The following is a 16,294-nucleotide window of genomic DNA, read 5'->3' as shown; positions in this document are numbered from 1 at the left end:
GACCAACATACTGGTGGATGTGTTGACCGGAGCCGACGTGGTGGTCGTGGGTGCCGGACCCGCGGGTTCGGCGGCCGCCGCGTGGGCCGCGCGGGCGGGCACCGACGTGCTGGTCGTCGATTCGGCCAGCTTCCCCCGCGACAAGGCGTGCGGGGACGGGTTGACCCCGCGCGCGGTCGCCGAGTGCGAGCGCCTCGGCCTGGGCGACTGGCTGGACAACCGAATCCGGCACCGGGGCCTGCGGATGAGCGGGTTCGGCGGCGAGGTGGAGGTCGGCTGGCCGGGCCCGTCGTTTCCCTCGACCGGCAGCGCGGTGGCCCGACTCGAGCTGGACGACCGAATCCGCAAGGTGGCCGAGGAGTCCGGCGCGCGGATGATGCTCGGCACGAAAGCGGTTGCGGTTCATCATGATTCGTCCCGGCGGGTGGTGTCGCTGACGCTGGCCGACGGCACCGAGGTGGGTTGCCGGCAGTTGATCGTGGCCGACGGGGCCCGGTCCTCGCTGGGCCGCAAGCTGGGCCGGCGTTGGCATCAGGAGACGGTGTACGGGGTCGCCGCCCGCGGGTACCTGACCACCCCGCGCGCCGACGACCCGTGGCTGACGTCGCACCTGGAGCTGCGCTCCCCGGACGGTGCGGTGCTGCCCGGGTACGGCTGGATCTTCCCGCTCGGCAACGGCGAGGTGAACATCGGCGTCGGGGCGTTGTCGACGTCCAAGCGGCCGGCCGACCTGGCGTTGCGACCGCTGATCAACTACTACACCGACCTGCGCCGGGACGAGTGGGGCTTTACCGGGGCGCCGCGGGCCGTGTCGTCGGCGCTGCTGCCGATGGGCGGCGCGGTGTCCGGGGTGGCCGGGCCCAACTGGATGCTGATCGGCGACGCGGCGGCCTGCGTCAACCCGCTGAACGGCGAGGGCATCGACTATGGGATGGAGACGGGCCGGCTGGCCGCCGAGCTGCTGGACTGTCGCGACCTGTCGCACGTGTGGCCGTCGCTGCTGCAACAGCATTATGGCCGGGGGTTCTCGGTCGCGCGCCGGCTGGCCCTGCTGCTGACCTTTCAGCGGTTCCTACCCGCGACCGGTCCCGTCGCGATGCGCTCCCCCAGGCTGATGACGATCGCCGTGCGGGTGATGGCCAACCTGGTGACCGACGAGGACGCGGACTGGGTGGCACGGGCCTGGCGGGGCGGCGGGCGGCTGTCCCGGCTGCTCGATCGCCGGGTGCCGTTCAGCTGAGCCCTACCCCGTCCGGCCTGCTGTTTTTCCCCGCGCCCCAGATGAGAGGTGTATAGTCCGGCTAATGAAGGGAACGAAGCTGGCTACTATTGGCGGCCTGGCCGCCGCCGCCATTGCGCTGGCCGCGCCGGCGCTGGCCTCGCCGCCGCCGTCCAACGACTACGACGCGCCGTTCAAGAACACCGTCAACGGGTTCGGCATCTACCAGCCACAGGATCAGCTCGCGTGGCTGGGCAAGATCACCTGCGACCGCATCGGCCGCGGCGTGGACGGTGACCCGTACAAGTCGGCGAACTTCATTCAGCACAACCTGCCGCGCGGCACCACCCAGGGCCAGGCGTTCCAGTTCCTCGGCGCCGCTGTCGACCACTACTGCCCGGACCAGATCGGGTTCGTGCAGCGCGCCGGCACTCACTAAGCAGTTCTCAACGCAGCGGCTTGTAGGCCGCGTGCAGGGCGACGATGCCGCCGGTCAGGTTGCGCCATCGCACCGCGGCCCAGCCGGCCCGTGAAATGTCGTGCGCCAATCTCGTCTGGTCGGGCCATGCCCTGATCGACTCCGCGAGGTAGACGTAGGCGTCGGGGTTGCTGGACACCGCGCGCGCCACCCGGGGCAGCGCCCGCATCAAGTACTCCTTGTAGGCGGTGGCGAACAGCGCGTTGGTGGGCGTGGAGAATTCGCACACCACCAACCGGCCCCCCGGCCGGGTGACGCGCGCCATCTCGCGCAGCGCCGCCTGCGGGTCGACGACGTTGCGCAGCCCGAAACTGATTGTGACAGCGTCGAATACACCGTCGCCGAACGGCAGCCGGGTGGCGTCGGCGGCCACCTTCGGCACCCTGCGGGCGGCGCCCGCCGCGAGCATGCCGACCGAGAAATCGGCCGCCACGCACCACGCCCCCGACTTCTCCAGTTCGACGGTGGACACCGCGGTTCCCGCGGCCAGGTCCAACACCTTCTGGCCCGGTCCGATCGACAGCGCCGACCGGGTGGCCTGCCGCCAGTAGCGGTCCTGGCCCAGCGACAGCACGGTGTTGGTCACGTCATACCGGCGGGCGACGCCGTCGAACATCGACGCGACGTCCCGGGGGTCCTTGTCCAACGCCGCGCGACTCACGATGGAAACGCTACCTGCCGGGAATGAGAAGGCCACATCGGCGTTGTAGCAGTGCGTGACTGAAAAAGTTTGGTTTATCACCGGTACATCGCGGGGTTTCGGACGGGCGTGGGCAATAGCGGCGCTGGAGCGCGGCGACAAGGTGGCCGCGACGGCGCGCAACACGGCATCGCTGGACGACTTGGTCGAACAATATGGCGAGAGGCTGTTGCCGATCCGGTTGGACGTCACCGATCGGGACGCCGACTTCGCCGCGGTCAAGCGGGCGCACGACCACTTCGGGCGTCTGGACATCGTTGTGAACAATGCCGGCTACGGGCAGTTCGGGTTCGTCGAGGAGCTCTCCGAGAGCGACGCGCGCGATCAGATCGAGACGAACGTCTTTGGGGCGCTGTGGATCACCCAGGCCGCGCTGCCATACCTGCGCGATCAGGGCAGCGGCCACATCATCCAGGTGTCCTCGATCGGTGGCATCACGGCGTTCCCGTTGGTCGGCATCTACCACGCGTCGAAGTGGGCGCTGGAGGGCTTTTCGCAGGCGCTGGCGCAAGAGGTCGCCCCGTTCGGCGTGCACGTCACGCTGATCGAGCCGGGCGGTTTCGACACCGACTGGGCCGGGGATTCGGCCAAGCACGCCGACCCGCTGCCGGCGTACGACGAGGTTCGCGCCGCCGTGCAGGCCGAGCGCAGCAAGCGGTGGGCCAGCCCGGGTAATCCTGAGGCATCGGCCGCGGCGCTGCTGAAGGTGGTCGACGCCGAAAAGCCGCCGCTGCGAGTGTTTTTCGGCGCGTCACCGCTGGAGACGGCCAAGGCGGACTACGAGAGCCGGCTGCGTACCTGGGAGGAATGGCAGCCCGTCGCCGAGCTGGCGCAGGGGTAGCCAGAGCGTCGCAAAGAATCAAGCCCAAATGGGTCCGACGGGTCGGTAGACGTTCGTCAGCGCCTGCCGAATGGCCGACAGTTTGGGGGCGCGGTCTTTCCCCGGTCGAATGGCGTACCTCGTGTCCAAAAGCATTTGTCGCCCCCAGGCGCGAACGCTTTCGTATTCCTGGTCGACGTGGCCGAATAGTACGGTCACAAAACCTACTTGACCGTAGACAACGTCGCCGCCGATCATGACCAGCTCCACCTCCGCGGGGGTCGACTGGCAAATCGACTCGTATGGGTCGTGATCTTGACGCGCCATAACCACCAGGTCGGCAGCGCGCCCGACCTCCAAGCGGCCCAGCTTATCTCCCAACCCTGCGACGCCCGCGGCCCCGGAGGTGACCATCGTGACCAACTCTTTGGCCGTCATCGGATGATTCTGGTTTTTCAGCTCCTCACGAGCGACTTTCATTTCCGCGAGCAGGCTCTGCGAGCCGCTCGGAAGCCAGTCCGCCCCGAGGGCCACGGGCATGCCGATGTCGAGAGCATCGGCGACATGGGTCGTCTGGTCGTAGAGCCTCAGATTGGATTGCGGCGACCAGACCAGCCGTGCTCCCACCGCGTGGGCCTGCTCGAACTGTTCGCGGCTCAATGCGGTGCCGTGAATGATGATGGTCGCGGCGGTCAGCCCACCCAACTTCACTAAATGGTCGAACTCATCCTGCGACCGCTGATTGTCAGCTCGCCCCTCGGCCAGGTGCACGTACAGCGCGTTTACTTCGCCGGCATCGATCGACTCGAGGATCTTCTTGAAAGCGGGGCCGCCGCGCGGTGAGTCGAGGCTTGACGGGAGGTCGATCACCGCGCGCGCACGATGCTCGCCGAAAATCGTTCCGTCGACATTGCGAACCATCGACTCTTCGGACCCTTGTGTCTTCAGGCTCGCGCCCTGGATCGCGGTGACGCCGCCGACGAGGGCCCGTATCTCCGCATAGCGCAGCTGATAACCCGTCGGCAACGTGCTGAGCAGATCGTTCTGCGGTTCCCGGATCAATTCCTGATATGGCTTACTGCTCCGCCATGCGTACCTATTGACGTAGGTCTTTGGCGGCTCCCACGGAGCGAAGACGTTGAACTCAGGATGGCCGTGGAGATCTAGCATTCCGGGCAGAATTACACCGTCCGTCTGCAAGCACGAAAATACGCCCTCCGGCTGTTTGGTGCTGATGTCGGTAATCACCCCGCCTGCCACCGTTATCCAGCCATCTTGGGTGTTGTCGGGCGTGATCAGCGTTCCGCCGATTGCGACAGCCTGATCGGGTAGCGCGAACCCGCGGACATCGAGGCCGTCCAAGCCCCGGGCCTCCGGGATCTCCAACGCGTCGGGCATGCCTTGCAGGTAGGCGTCCATGAAGAGATTGGATCTACGTGTTTGTGTCATGTCTTCCTCCACCTAAGACGTAATCAGTCTTAATCCGGAATGGGCCTCCTCGGCGGATAATGGACGAAACTGATGCACTAGATCTTGATGCGACCGAGGACTGAGGGGAAACATGATCAGCTTCGACAGCGGCCCACCATTGGCATTCGCCGAGCACTTCGCAAAGTTGCCGGAAATCGCCGAGGAATACCGAAAATACTTTTGGTATGACTGGGGTCCGGTTTTCTACCGGGGCCGTCTGACCGGAGACGCGCGATTGATCGGTATCGGGTCCGACCCGGGACCTACCGAACGTATCGTTGGACGGACCCTGGTCGGCGACGCCGGTCAACGCGTCCAAGGATTTGTGGCCAAGCTGGGTCTGACCCACTCCTACGTTCTGGTCAACGCCTACCCGGTGGCAGTGCATCCCTCAAACGTCGGTGAAGCCAAGCCTGTGCTGGCAGACCCACAACAAACCGCTTGGCGAAATCGGTTCTATGACATGCTTGTTGGGCCCAGCCTTGAGGCCGTTGTCGCGTTCGGCGCGAATGCCTCGGCAGCGCTTGAACTATGGACGACGAAACCGGACGTACCAACGTTCCAAGTGCCGCACCCGTCGAGCCATGACACCACAACTTTGCTCAACAAGTGGCGCGCGTCCGTCCCTGAACTTCGCAGCGTGATAACGCCCGACGAGGACGGCGACACAACACTGCCCAACTATGGCGATTCATTCGAAGAAGCTGACTACCAGCGGATCCCGTCAGTTGATCTTCCATTCGGCCTGCCGCCCTGGATGGGCGACGACTCGTGGGGACGGCGGGCGCAACCTAGGCACAACAATTGCGTGAGCCGCCCACCTAACGACCCCGACCACACACTTATTTGGCAGGCCCCGACAGAGGCTGAATTCACCTTGAGCCACTGACGCGCTGTTCGGGTCGCGACTTCGACACCAGGCGCAGGCTCAACTGTCATCTGTACGCAAAGACAGGTAGTCGGCTACGCATGTGGTGGGCTCTCGCGCCCCTGAGACTCGGTGGTGGAAGCACACCACCGACGACTCACGGGGACCACCATGACCATCACGGTTGACGCGCCGACCTGCCCGAGTGTGTTTGATGCCGGCCTTCCCACGATCGACTACGAGCATTGCCGCAGCATCGAGGAGGCCCACGCGATCATCCGCGGCGCGCGCCAGCAAGCGTCGATCGCCATCGGCCCGCACGGCCCGGAATTGCTGACCTACGAACTGGTTCGAACCGTCTTGCGCGACCCGCGATTCCGCGTGCCCCAGGGCATGTTCCTTGCCTCGCAGGGCATCACCTCCGGCCCGCTGTGGGAGCGCGTCGCGACCAACCTGATCAGCCTCGACGGGGCCGAGCACCACCGGCTGCGCCGGCTGGTGTCCAAAGCCTTCACCCCACGAGCCACCGCGCGGCTGCGTACGACGATCACCGACGTGATCAACGAACTGATCGACCACCACATCGCAGCCGGGCGCTGCGAGGTGGTCGTCGACATCGCCCGCCAGTACCCCATCCCGATCATCTGCGCGTTGTTGGGCGCCCCGGCCGGGGACTGGAAGCTGTTCTCGGAGTGGACCGACGACATCTTCAAGGTCTTCAGCTGGGACGTCGCCGCCCACCAGCGCAGCATCTTGGCCGCGTGGGACGAGCTCGACGCCTACATCGACGGCATGGTCGCGCAGCGCCGCCACAACCTGACCGACGACCTGATCTCCGACCTGATCCGCGCCGAAGACGACGGCGACCACCTCACCGCCGATGAGCTGCGGATGCTGGTGGCGGGCCTGCTGATGGCCGGCACCGACACCACCCGCAACCAGCTGGCCGCCTCGGTACACGCGCTGTGCGACCGCCCCGACGAGTGGACGTTGCTCGCCGAGCATCCCGAGCTCGCGAACGGCGCGGTCGAAGAGACCATGCGGCATTCACCGGTCGTTGGCGCCACCTTGCGCATCGCGCTCGAGGACGTCGAAATCGCCGGGGTCGCAATCCCCGCCGGCACCCTGGTCATCGCGAACACCGCCGCCGCCAACCGCGATCCCGCCGTCTACGACGAACCCGACCGCCTCGACATCACCCGGGCGGGGGCCCCGCCGATGCAGACGTTCGGCGCCGGCATGCACTACTGCCTGGGCGCCAACCTCGCGCGGCTCGAGCTCGCCGAGGCCCTGGCGGTCATCACGCGGCGCATGCCCAACGCCCACCGCACCGGACCCGCCCCGTGGAAGCCCCTCACCGGGCTCAGCGGACCGGCAACGTTGACGATCAAATTCAGCCAGTACAGCTGACCGTCGCGTCGGCAATCAGGCCATTGAGTGCGAAATCGGTGCTGCCGCAAAGAATTCGCGCAGCGAATCGGCCATCCGCGTCCGCACCGGTGCACCCGAGATGACCACGTCGACCATGGCCGGCGACAGGTGGGTGTGGCCCCGAGCGCGCACATGCTCGGTCGGTACGCCCGCCGCTTCGAGCGCGGCGGCGTAGGCCTCGCCGACGTCGCGCAGGGGATCGAACTCGGCGGTCACCACGATCGCCGGCGGCAGCCCGGACAGGTCGACGGCAGTCAAGGGGGCGAATCGCGGATCGTCGCGATCCGCCGCGTCGATGTAATGGTCGTAGAACCAGCGAAGTAGCGGCGTCGTGAGGCCGTAGCCGTCCGCATTCTCGATGAAGGATGCGCGCGTCATGTCGCCGGACGTCACGGGCGTCAACAACACCTGGCCCGCGATCGTCGGGCCGTTCATGTCCCGCGCCAGCCGGCACACCACGGCCGCGAGGCCTCCGCCCGCGCTCCAGCCGCACACCGCCAACCGACCCGGGATCCCGCCGAGCGCCCCGGCGTTGTCGGCGACCCACCGCACCGCGGCCATCGCGTCGTCGACGGCCGCAGGGAAGCGATGCTCGGGCGCATGACGGTAGTCCGCCGAGACCACCATGGCGCCGCTTCGCGCGCACAGGTCGCGGCACAGTGGATCATCCGAGGCGGCGTCACCGAGAACGTAGCCCCCGCCATGGAAATACACGACCACCGGGTGCGGGCCCGCGGTAGTGGGCCGGTAGAGCCGGTACGCCAAATCGCCGGCGGCGCCGGACAACACACCGTCGACGATCTCGCCGACATCGGGTCCCGGCGGCCGAACCATCGACATCTGCGCGTACAACGCGCGGGCGTCCTCGACGGCCATCGATTCCATCGGCGGCAGGTTCATCTCCGCCGCGGCGTTGAGGACCATCTCCACGTCCGGCTGCAACCGGCGCACCACCCCGTCGTTGCACCGAGAGCCGGCGGGACCGGACAGGCGGAAACCCAGATAGTCCCGGGCGACAACCTCATCACAGCCGGCGCGGTAGAAGTCCAGGCCCGCGCAATAGGCCAGGAAAACCCGCGGCTTTCCGGGCACATTGGCGCCCATGTACCACGAGTTCGCCGACGGGTAGAGCGTGATGTCGGCGCAGTCGTTGACGTGTTGCGTCCACCCGGCTTCGGCCGTTTCGGTGGGCTCGATGACCTCGAAACCTTCCGCGCCCAGGTAACCGAGGCAGTCGAGCACCCAGTCCGCGTGCTGTTCGATCGACACGACCATATTCGTCAGCACCGAGGGGCTACCGGGGCCGGTGATGAAAAACAGGTTGGGAAAGCCGGCCGTGCTCAGCCCGAGGTACGTCTGCGGGCCGTGCGCCCATTTGTCCTTGAGCGCCACGTCGTTTCGGCCCCGGAAGTCGACGGCGGTCAGCGCGCCGGTGACGGCGTCGAAACCGGTGGCGAAGACGATCGCGTCCAGGGCGAACGACTCGTCGACGGTGTCGATGCCCGTTTCCGTGACTTGCCGGATGGGGTGCTTGCGGACGTTGACCAGGCGCACGTGCGGCAGGTTGTAGGTGGCGTAGTAGTTCGTGTCCAGGCAGGGCCGTTTCCCCGCGACGGGGTGATCGGTGGGGCATAGATCGGCCGCCGTCTGCGGATCGTCGACGATGGCGCGGATCTTGTTGCGGAAGAACTCTGCGAAGTCGGCGTTGGCCGCGGCGTTGCTCATCACATCGGAGAATGCGTTCACCGATTCGAACAGCAGGCCGCCGGTCCAGACTTGCTCGTAACGTCGTTGCCGTTCGGCCTCCGACACGCTGAAGGTCGGGGTAATGCTTCGCTCCATCGGAATGCCGGCCGGTGAAATCCTTGCCGCCGCACGGTATTCCGCCTCATTCGCCGTTTGCGCGAGCTTCTCGGCCGACAACGGGCCGTTGCGCGCCGGGATCGAAAAATTCGGGGTCCGCTGAAAGACCACCAGTTCTCGCGCTTGCTGGGCGATGATCGGAATCGATTGCACGCCAGAGGATCCCGTGCCGATCACCGCCACCCGCTTGCCGCGGAAATCCACCGGCTCGTGCGGCCAGTTGCTGGTGAAGTACACGTCGCCGGCGAACCGCTCGAGTCCGTCGACCTCGGGCGGCTTCGGCGCGGAAAGGCAGCCCGTGGCCATCACGACGAAACGACAGGTGAGCTGATCCCCCGCGCCGGTGGCGATCCGCCACAACGAGGCATCGTCGTCCCAGCTCGCCCGCTGCACCCGCGTCGAGAAGGTGATGTGGCGGCGCAGGTCGTGCTTGTCGGCGACGTGATTGAGGTACCGCAGGATCTCCGGCTGGGTGGCGTACTTCTCCGACCACTGCCAGTCGCGGCGCCAGTCGGGATCGAAGCTGTACATGTAGTCGACGCTGGGCACGTCGACCCGGGCGCCCGGATAGCGGTTCCAGTACCAGGTGCCGCCGAGGTCGTCGCCCGCCTCGAAGACGCGGAATCGGTAACCGGACCGACTTAGCCGGTAGGCAAGGTACAGGCCCGCGATACCCGCGCCCACCACGACGACGTCGACGTCCGGCCGCAGCCGGTCTGTGCTGGCTGTATCGGTCATCGTCCGATGATCCCGCCACACCCGGCGGCTGTCTTGAGTACGGCAATACTCGCTTTGCTGCCGACCGGGGCCGACGAGCATCGGCAAAATGCGTCACCGTCTCGCGCCGCTCAAGCTCCTACCCGTCAACGAGGCCCAATTGGGGCCGACCGCCACCTAGGAGCGACGGATGGAAACCGACCGAAACAGCGATGACCGCCCGGGCCGCCATCAGCCGGTGTTTCGTGAGCGGTGGCGCGACCGCCAGTCCGCTGCGAGCCGCCCCGGTGAACTCATCAAGCAGCAGGGGTGGGTGAACCCGGGCCTTGTCGCACTCACCGTGCTGTTGGCAGCGGGCGCGGTGTACGCCGGTACCGTCAGCGTCGCGCAGACCGAGGCGCTACCAGCCGTCGCTCAAGGCGTCTGGGTCACGGCGAGCCGTGAGGGGGTGACACCGCCCCCACCGGGTGCGCCCGTCCAGTTCCGAGACCCCTCCGGCACGACGCAGGGCGTCGTCGTCGATGTGACCGCGACCGAGGTGAAGGCCGAATTGGCCCGTCCCGTTTCGGCACCGGCCGGTGAGCTTGTTGTCCCGCAGGGACGGCGCCGGCTGATCGGCGTGCTGATGCCGAGGCTGCGGTGAAGGGACGGACGCGGGCGATCCCGTACATCGCGCAGGCCGAGATGGCCGACTGCGGTGCCGCCGCGCTGGCCATGGCGCTCGGCTATCACGGGCGCCACGTTTCGCTCACCGAGATGCACGAAGCCACCGGAACCGGGCGCGACGGCGTGGACGCGTTGCGGCTAGCCGAGGCCGCATCGGCGTACGGGTTGCGCGCCCGAGGGGTTGCCACCGAGCTCGACGACCTTCGGGACCTGCCGCGGGGCACCATATTACATTGGGGTGCAGCACATTTCGTTGTTCTCGACTCGACGTCACAGCGCGGCGTGACCATTGTCGATCCGGCCGCCGGCCGCTACCGGCTCAGCTGGGGCACCGTCAACGACCTCTACAGCGGCGTCGCGGTCATGCTGGAGCCCGGCGACAGTTTCGCGGCCGGTGGCCGGAAGGCCCCGGGGGCGTTGCATCACGCCCGGCGCCTGCTGGCCCGGTCGAGCGGAATCGCCCGCGTGCTGGTCACCTCGGTGGTGGTGCGGGTGATGGCGCTGGCGGTGCCGGCGCTGACCGGCGTGATCGTCGATCGGGTGGTGCCCAATGACGACGGGCGCTTGCTGAAAGTGCTGGCCGCCGTGATGGCCGCGCTGATCGGCTATTCGGTGCTCGCGACGTATCTGCGCGCCCAGCTGCTGTTACGGCTGCGCAGCCGCCTGGACGTCGACATGACGCTCGACTTCCTCGAGCACCTGGTGGACCTGCCGTACGCCTTCTTCATGAAGCGCTCCTCGGGGGACCTGATGATGCGATTGCGCAGCAACGCCACCGTTCGCGAGATCCTCACCACGGGCACCATCTCCGCGCTACTCGACGGCACGCTGGCCACCCTCTACCTGGTCGTCATATTCGTCCTGTCGCCGACCCTGGGCCTCCTCGTCTGCGGGCTGGGTGCTGCCCAAGTCGCCGTGCTGTTCGCGGCGCGCCGCCGCAACCAGCACCTGATGGGCGAGGCACTGGCCACCGAGGCCCGCTCGCAGTCCTATGCCTACGAAATGTTTTCGGCCGTCGAGACGCTCAAGGCCGCCGGCGCGGAGCGTCGCGCCGTTTCTCACTGGACCAACCTGTTCGTCGCCGAAATGAACGTCTCGCTGCGCCGAGGGCGACTGGAGGCCCTCGTGTCGACCGCGATCCACGGCCTGGCGCTGTTGTCCCCCATCGCGGTGCTGCTGGTTGGCGCCGCCCTGACATCCGGCGGGCAGCTGTCGCTGGGCACCATGCTCGCCCTGGCCGCGCTGGCAACGGGATTCCTTGAGCCACTGGGCATTCTGGTCGCCACCGCGTTGCAGGTGCAGCTGCTCGGCAGCTATCTGGCCCGCCTCGACGACGTGTTCAACACCCCCACCGAAACCGCCGGTCGCGAGCTGCGGCATGCGCCGGAGCTCACCGGGTCGGTACGCGCCGAACGACTCACCTTCCGCTACGACCCCCACGGCCCACCGGTCGTCAACGACGCCAGCCTCGAGGTGCGCCCCGGACAGGTCCTGGCCATCGTCGGGCGTTCCGGCTCAGGCAAATCCACGCTCGGCCGGCTGCTCTTGGGTCTCTACGCCCCCTCGGAGGGCCGCGTCCTGCTCGACGGCATGGACCTTGCCGCCCTGCACCCGCGCAGCGTGCGCTCCCAAATTGGCGTGGTGACCCAAGACCCCTATATCTTCGGGCTGCCGATTCGCGACAACCTGGTGCTGGGCAACCCCGGCCTGCCGCTGGAACGGCTCGAGTCAGCCGCGGAGCTGGCCGGCATCGCCGACGATATCCGCGCGATGCCAATGGGATTCGATACCCCGCTCGTCGACGCGGGCGCATCGCTCTCGGGTGGTCAACGCCAACGGCTTGCCCTGGCGCGCGCGCTCGCTCCCCGGCCGCGGATCTTGTTGCTCGACGAGGCGACGAGCAGCCTCGACACCGTCACCGAGGCCAGGGTCCACGCCAACATCGCCCGACTCGGCTGCACCGTCATCGTGATCGCGCACCGACTGGCCACCGTGATCGACGCCGACCAGATCGTGGTGATGGACAAGGGCCGGGTGGTCGAGGCCGGGTCTCACCTCGACCTGATGGCCGCTGGTGGTCATTACGCACAACTCGTAGCCGGACAACTCGTCGGCGAGACGACCCATTAGGAGCTGGAAATGAACGAATCGACATCCGCACTGAATCCGAGTGGCTTCTTCGTGATGCGGGCGCCGTTGCTCCCACTGGAGGAATTGGACCGCCTGCGCGCCGACTCCACCTACTGGCGCAGCCTGGTCGCGCGGCCGGAGATTCGGGAGGCGCTGCACCTCGCCTCGCCGGGGTTGACGCGCCGCTTGGTGGCGGGCGATCCGGACGCCCGAGTGATCGCCTCTGTGACCGCTTACCTGGCCCGCATGTGCACCCGCGCAACACCATTCGGGCTCTTCGCCGGCTGCTCGCTGGGGAAGGTGAGTCCGGAACCGGGAGCTACCGCGCTGGTGGTCGACGGTCCGGAGGGGGTGAGCCGGCACAGCCGACCCGACACGGAGGTGCTGGCCGCGCTGGTGGAACGGCTACTGGCCGACCCGGCGACACGGCCGTCGATGAAGGTGGAACCCAACTCCAGCCGCTACCACGCGGCGGGCGCCATGCGGCTCATCGAAAGCCGGCTTCGCGACGGCCGTCGCACGCATCACCTGGTCGTGGTCGAGGACGACGCGCCGTTGCGGTGTGCGCTGGAGGCGGCCGCCGGCGGCCGCGTGGTGGACCGAGTCGTCGAGGCCGTTGCCGAAGGGGTCGGGGTCGAGCGCGACGAGGCCCGCGAATACGTCGACGCCCTGATCGAGGCCAAGGTCCTGACACCGGTGGCCGAGCCCGCGGTGACGGGCGCCGAACCGCTGACGCAGCTGATGTCGTCGCTGAGCGGGCCGGACTTCGCCGCGACGTCGGAGGCGTTGCGGCGCGTATGCGAGGAGCTCGCCGGTCTGGACGCCGCCGGGATCGGCAATCCGCCGGAGGCCTACGAGGCGGTCGCCGCGACGCTGCTCGAGCTGGCCGGTGCGGGAGACGAGGCGCGGCTGGTCCAGGTCGACCTGCACCGGGCGGGCTCGGGTTTGACCCTGGGGTCGGACACCGTGCGGCTGCTGACCGAGGGCGTGCAACTGCTGCATCGGCTGTCCACGGGCGGCGAGGATCCGGCGCTGACCCGCTTCAAGCAGCAGTTCGCGGCGCGTTACGAGGACCGCGAGGTCGCCCTGATGGAGGCGCTCGACGAGGAGATGGGCATCGGGTTCGACGCGTCGACGCACCCGGCGGCCGACGAGTCGCCGCTGCTGGAGGGCATGGACCTGGGTGGCCCGGCGCCGCACTACGCGTTCGCCGCCCGCGACGCGGCATTGCTCGACCTAGTCATGCGCGTTCGCGACAGTGGCGCCGCGAGTCTCGAGCTCGACGCCGCGACAGTCGCTCGACTCGAGTCGTCCTCGCCGTCGCCGGCGCCGTTGCCCGACGGTCTGGCCGTCAATGCCAGCCTGCTCGAGGACGGCGTCGAGATCGACTGTGCCTACGGGCCTTCGGGGGCGCAGCTGCTCGGCCGGTTCTGTCACGGCGATCCCCGCCTGTCCGACGCGGTCCGAAACCATTTGCGTGCCGAGGAGGCGCAGTCGCCCGGGGTGGTGTTCGCCGAAATCATCCATTTGCCGGAAGGCCGGGTGGGCAACGTCTTGGCCCGGCCGGTGCTGCGCGACTACGAACTGGTGCTGTTGGGGCGTTCGGGCTCACCCGCGGACCGTCAGCTCGGCGTCGACGAGCTGACCGTGCGGCTCGAGGGTGACCGCGTCGTCCTCTATAGCCCGCGGCTGGGCGCCGAAGTCAGGCCGCGGCTGACCACCGCGCACAATCCGGCGTGGCGCGGTTTCGGGGTGTACCGGTTTCTCGCCGCGCTGCAAAGCGACGGCGTAACCGGCGGACTCGCGTGGGATTGGGGCGCCCTCTCCGGGGCGCCGACGTTGCCGCGGGTCACCTCCGGGCGCCTGGTGTTGGCGCGGGCCCGCTGGCGGCTGTCGGCGGACGAGATCTCCCTGGTCACCAAACCCGACGCCGTGCCCGGCTGGGCGGCCCTCACCCGCCAGCGGGGGCTACCCGGCCAGCTGCTCATCGCCGACGGTGACAACCGCCTGTACGTCGACACCGCCAGCCCGGTCCTGACCGCCGCGGCCGCGAAGGTGCTCCGCGGGCGGAGTGAGGCGATCGTCGAGGAGGTCCTGCCCACCGGGGTCGCCACCGGGCCGCAGGGCCGGTTCGCCCACGAACTCATCGTGCCGTTCGTCCGCCGCGGCGAGCCGGCACCCGCCCCCAGATCGTGGACCGCGCCCAAGGCGCACCGGACCTTCGCGCCCGGCAGTCAGTGGCTCTACCTCAAGGCGTACGCGGGTACCGCGTCCGCGGATCGCATCCTGACCGACACCGTCGGACCCGTCATCGCGAAGCTGCGCGAAGGCGGCGTAGTCGACCACTGGTTCTTCCTGCGCTATGCCGACCCCGAACATCACCTGCGGCTTCGGTTGCATGGTAACCCCGCGGCACTGCGTGACCACGCCTTACCGGCACTGACCGACGCGCTCGCCCCCCACCTCGCCGACGGCACGGTATGGAAGCTGGCCACCGACACCTACCACCGCGAGATCGAACGGTACGGCGGCGACGCCGGCATCGAACTGGCCGAGCACATCCACGCCGTCGACAGCGAGGCCGTGCTGCAGGTGCTGGACCTGCTTGACCCCTGCGGCGACGAGGCGGCCGACGCCCGCTGGAAGCTGTGCCTGTACGCCACCGACCGCCTCCTGGCCGACGCGGGCCTGGACATCCGGGAGCGCCGCGAGTGGGCCAGGAGCGGGGCTGCCGGCTACCGGCTTGAATACCCCAACGCGGCCAACCTGGACCCCGGGATCGGGCAGCGCTGGCGCCGCGAGCGCGCCGACGTCACAGCGCTGCTCGATGACACCAAGGAGCACCCGTACGAGTCCGCGCGCCAAGCGTTCGGGCGGCGATCCGAGCGGCTGGTGCCGCTGCTTGCGGAGCTGGCGGACCTCTGCGAGTCCGGTGGGCTGACCCAGTCCTATTCGGACCTGCTGCACAGCTTCAGTCACCTGAACGCCGTGCGGCTGCTGCGCTCGGCCGCCCGCACCCACGAACTCATCCTGCTGAGCTTCCTCGATCGCCACTATGCGAGCCAGTTGGCGCGGGCCAAATAGCGTCACGTTTCGCCCGTTTCGTCGCTCCTACCTGTGAGCACGGGCCAAACCCGGTCCGCGCCAACACAAATCACAACAAGGAGAAGACAATGAACACCAACCACGCCAAGCTGGTCCTGCGCCGGCAGAGCATTCGCGCCCTGACGGCCGACGAGCTGCGCATGGCCCACGGCGGCGAGGGCGGCAACGGTACCGGCGGCGGCAACGGCACGGGCAAGACCACCAAGCACACCACGGTGCCCACCACCGGGACCCACACCGGCACCCGCACCAATCCGACGCTGACGGCCACGGATCTACCCCAACAGACGGTCACCGTGGCCTAGCCGCCCGCCCGAAAGAAACTGCCCCACAAGCGATTCCGTATCGATTGTGGGGCAGTCCTCGTTGTCGTGGCATGCAAAAAGATGTCACCCTTCGACGGCGCCGGCGCTCCTACCTATGAGTGGGCCCGCCCGGGCTCGCCGTCAACGAATCACTAAGAAGGAAAGATCCGATGAGTATCAATCACGACAAGCTCGCGCTGCGCCGCCAGAGCATCCGCACCCTGACCGCCGACGAGCTGCGCTTCGCGCACGGCGGCCGCGGCAACGGCACCGGTACCGGCACCGGAAACGGCACGGGAACCGGCACCGGGAACGGCACCGGCACGCGGACGGCCCACACCAAAACGAAGGCGTGAGCTGCACCAAACACGTCAAAATCGTCGCCGCCGCCCCTAACCGTCACATCGGTTAGGGGCGGTGGTCGTTCGCGTGCTCGGGTGCCGGGGCCGGCCCATCGGGCCCTTACCAAATGGGTAGTAAACCCTTCCCGCGCGGGAGCGGAAACTGGCCACCGCGGTGATT

Annotated in this window: 13 protein-coding genes; 10 read left to right on the top strand and 3 right to left on the bottom strand. The window is 67.9% G+C overall.

Annotated elements, in window-relative coordinates:
* Positions 1 to 13: 13 nt before the first annotated feature.
* Both menJ and A5680_RS18015 read left to right on the top strand, forming a co-directional pair.
* Entirely contained in the window at positions 14 to 1,240 is a 1,227-nt protein-coding gene (gene menJ / locus A5680_RS18020) for a menaquinone reductase (protein WP_067821731.1), read from the top strand.
* Between the two features lie 64 nt (positions 1,241 to 1,304).
* The gene (locus tag A5680_RS18015; RefSeq protein WP_067821729.1) at positions 1,305 to 1,658 is read left to right on the top strand and encodes a DUF732 domain-containing protein; all 354 of its coding nucleotides are present in this window, start codon (positions 1,305 to 1,307) and stop codon (positions 1,656 to 1,658) included.
* Between the two features lie 7 nt (positions 1,659 to 1,665).
* Here the strand turns inward: A5680_RS18015 and A5680_RS18010 are convergent, their stop codons facing one another.
* Positions 1,666 to 2,358, bottom strand: a complete 693-nt coding sequence (locus tag A5680_RS18010; protein ID WP_067821726.1) for a demethylmenaquinone methyltransferase — start codon at positions 2,356 to 2,358, stop codon at positions 1,666 to 1,668.
* Between the two features lie 55 nt (positions 2,359 to 2,413).
* Here A5680_RS18010 and A5680_RS18005 point away from each other — a divergent pair, with 55 nt between their 5' ends.
* Entirely contained in the window at positions 2,414 to 3,238 is an 825-nt protein-coding gene (locus tag A5680_RS18005) for an SDR family oxidoreductase (protein ID WP_055403122.1), read from the top strand.
* An 18-nt stretch (positions 3,239 to 3,256) separates the two neighbouring features.
* Here A5680_RS18005 and A5680_RS18000 read toward each other — a convergent pair whose 3' ends face one another.
* Positions 3,257 to 4,636 (bottom strand): amidohydrolase family protein, encoded by a 1,380-nt coding sequence (locus A5680_RS18000; protein WP_197499806.1) that lies wholly within the window; start codon positions 4,634 to 4,636, stop codon positions 3,257 to 3,259.
* A 142-nt stretch (positions 4,637 to 4,778) separates the two neighbouring features.
* Here A5680_RS18000 and A5680_RS25390 point away from each other — a divergent pair, with 142 nt between their 5' ends.
* Both A5680_RS25390 and A5680_RS17995 read left to right on the top strand, forming a co-directional pair.
* The gene (locus A5680_RS25390) at positions 4,779 to 5,576 is read left to right on the top strand and encodes a hypothetical protein (protein WP_082459841.1); all 798 of its coding nucleotides are present in this window, start codon (positions 4,779 to 4,781) and stop codon (positions 5,574 to 5,576) included.
* Between the two features lie 150 nt (positions 5,577 to 5,726).
* Positions 5,727 to 6,965 carry a cytochrome P450 gene (locus tag A5680_RS17995; protein ID WP_067821723.1) on the top strand — a complete coding sequence of 413 codons (1,239 nt, stop codon included), beginning with the start codon at positions 5,727 to 5,729 and terminating at the stop codon, positions 6,963 to 6,965.
* A 15-nt stretch (positions 6,966 to 6,980) separates the two neighbouring features.
* Here the strand turns inward: A5680_RS17995 and A5680_RS17990 are convergent, their stop codons facing one another.
* Positions 6,981 to 9,587, bottom strand: coding sequence for an FAD-dependent oxidoreductase (locus tag A5680_RS17990; protein WP_067821719.1), 2,607 nt, complete (start codon positions 9,585 to 9,587; stop codon positions 6,981 to 6,983).
* Positions 9,588 to 9,756: 169 nt separating this feature from the next.
* Between A5680_RS17990 and A5680_RS17985 the strand changes: the two genes are divergently transcribed.
* The 5 genes from A5680_RS17985 to A5680_RS17965 all read left to right on the top strand — a co-directional run bounded on the left by A5680_RS17985 (position 9,757) and on the right by A5680_RS17965 (position 16,128).
* Positions 9,757 to 10,209, top strand: coding sequence for a hypothetical protein (locus tag A5680_RS17985; RefSeq protein WP_067821716.1), 453 nt, complete (start codon positions 9,757 to 9,759; stop codon positions 10,207 to 10,209).
* A complete protein-coding gene (locus tag A5680_RS17980) occupies positions 10,206 to 12,362 on the top strand; it encodes a peptidase domain-containing ABC transporter (RefSeq protein ID WP_067821713.1) in 2,157 nt (718 codons plus the stop codon). The genes A5680_RS17985 and A5680_RS17980 overlap by 4 nt, the downstream gene beginning before the upstream one ends.
* Before the next feature lie 9 nt (positions 12,363 to 12,371).
* Positions 12,372 to 15,446 carry a lantibiotic dehydratase gene (locus tag A5680_RS17975; RefSeq protein ID WP_067821710.1) on the top strand — a complete coding sequence of 1,025 codons (3,075 nt, stop codon included), beginning with the start codon at positions 12,372 to 12,374 and terminating at the stop codon, positions 15,444 to 15,446.
* An 89-nt stretch (positions 15,447 to 15,535) separates the two neighbouring features.
* Positions 15,536 to 15,772, top strand: a complete 237-nt coding sequence (locus A5680_RS17970; protein WP_055403128.1) for a hypothetical protein — start codon at positions 15,536 to 15,538, stop codon at positions 15,770 to 15,772.
* A 170-nt stretch (positions 15,773 to 15,942) separates the two neighbouring features.
* Positions 15,943 to 16,128, top strand: coding sequence for a hypothetical protein (locus A5680_RS17965; RefSeq protein ID WP_055403129.1), 186 nt, complete (start codon positions 15,943 to 15,945; stop codon positions 16,126 to 16,128).
* Positions 16,129 to 16,294 lie beyond the last annotated feature (166 nt).

Source organism: Mycobacterium sp. E2989 (assembly GCF_001667595.1).
Lineage (GTDB): Bacteria > Actinomycetota > Actinomycetes > Mycobacteriales > Mycobacteriaceae > Mycobacterium.
This window is presented reverse-complemented; position numbering and strand designations above follow the sequence as displayed.

Coding starts and splice junctions, on each gene's coding strand:
- A5680_RS18015 (WP_067821729.1), top strand. CDS start 1,305: ATGAAGGGAACGAAGCTGGCTACTATTGGCGGCCTGGCCGCCGCCGCC.
- A5680_RS18000 (WP_197499806.1), bottom strand. CDS start 4,636: ATGGACGCCTACCTGCAAGGCATGCCCGACGCGTTGGAGATCCCGGAG.
- A5680_RS25390 (WP_082459841.1), top strand. CDS start 4,779: ATGATCAGCTTCGACAGCGGCCCACCATTGGCATTCGCCGAGCACTTC.
- A5680_RS17995 (WP_067821723.1), top strand. CDS start 5,727: ATGACCATCACGGTTGACGCGCCGACCTGCCCGAGTGTGTTTGATGCC.
- A5680_RS17990 (WP_067821719.1), bottom strand. CDS start 9,587: ATGACCGATACAGCCAGCACAGACCGGCTGCGGCCGGACGTCGACGTC.
- A5680_RS17985 (WP_067821716.1), top strand. CDS start 9,757: ATGGAAACCGACCGAAACAGCGATGACCGCCCGGGCCGCCATCAGCCG.
- A5680_RS17975 (WP_067821710.1), top strand. CDS start 12,372: ATGAACGAATCGACATCCGCACTGAATCCGAGTGGCTTCTTCGTGATG.
- A5680_RS17970 (WP_055403128.1), top strand. CDS start 15,536: ATGAACACCAACCACGCCAAGCTGGTCCTGCGCCGGCAGAGCATTCGC.
- A5680_RS17965 (WP_055403129.1), top strand. CDS start 15,943: ATGAGTATCAATCACGACAAGCTCGCGCTGCGCCGCCAGAGCATCCGC.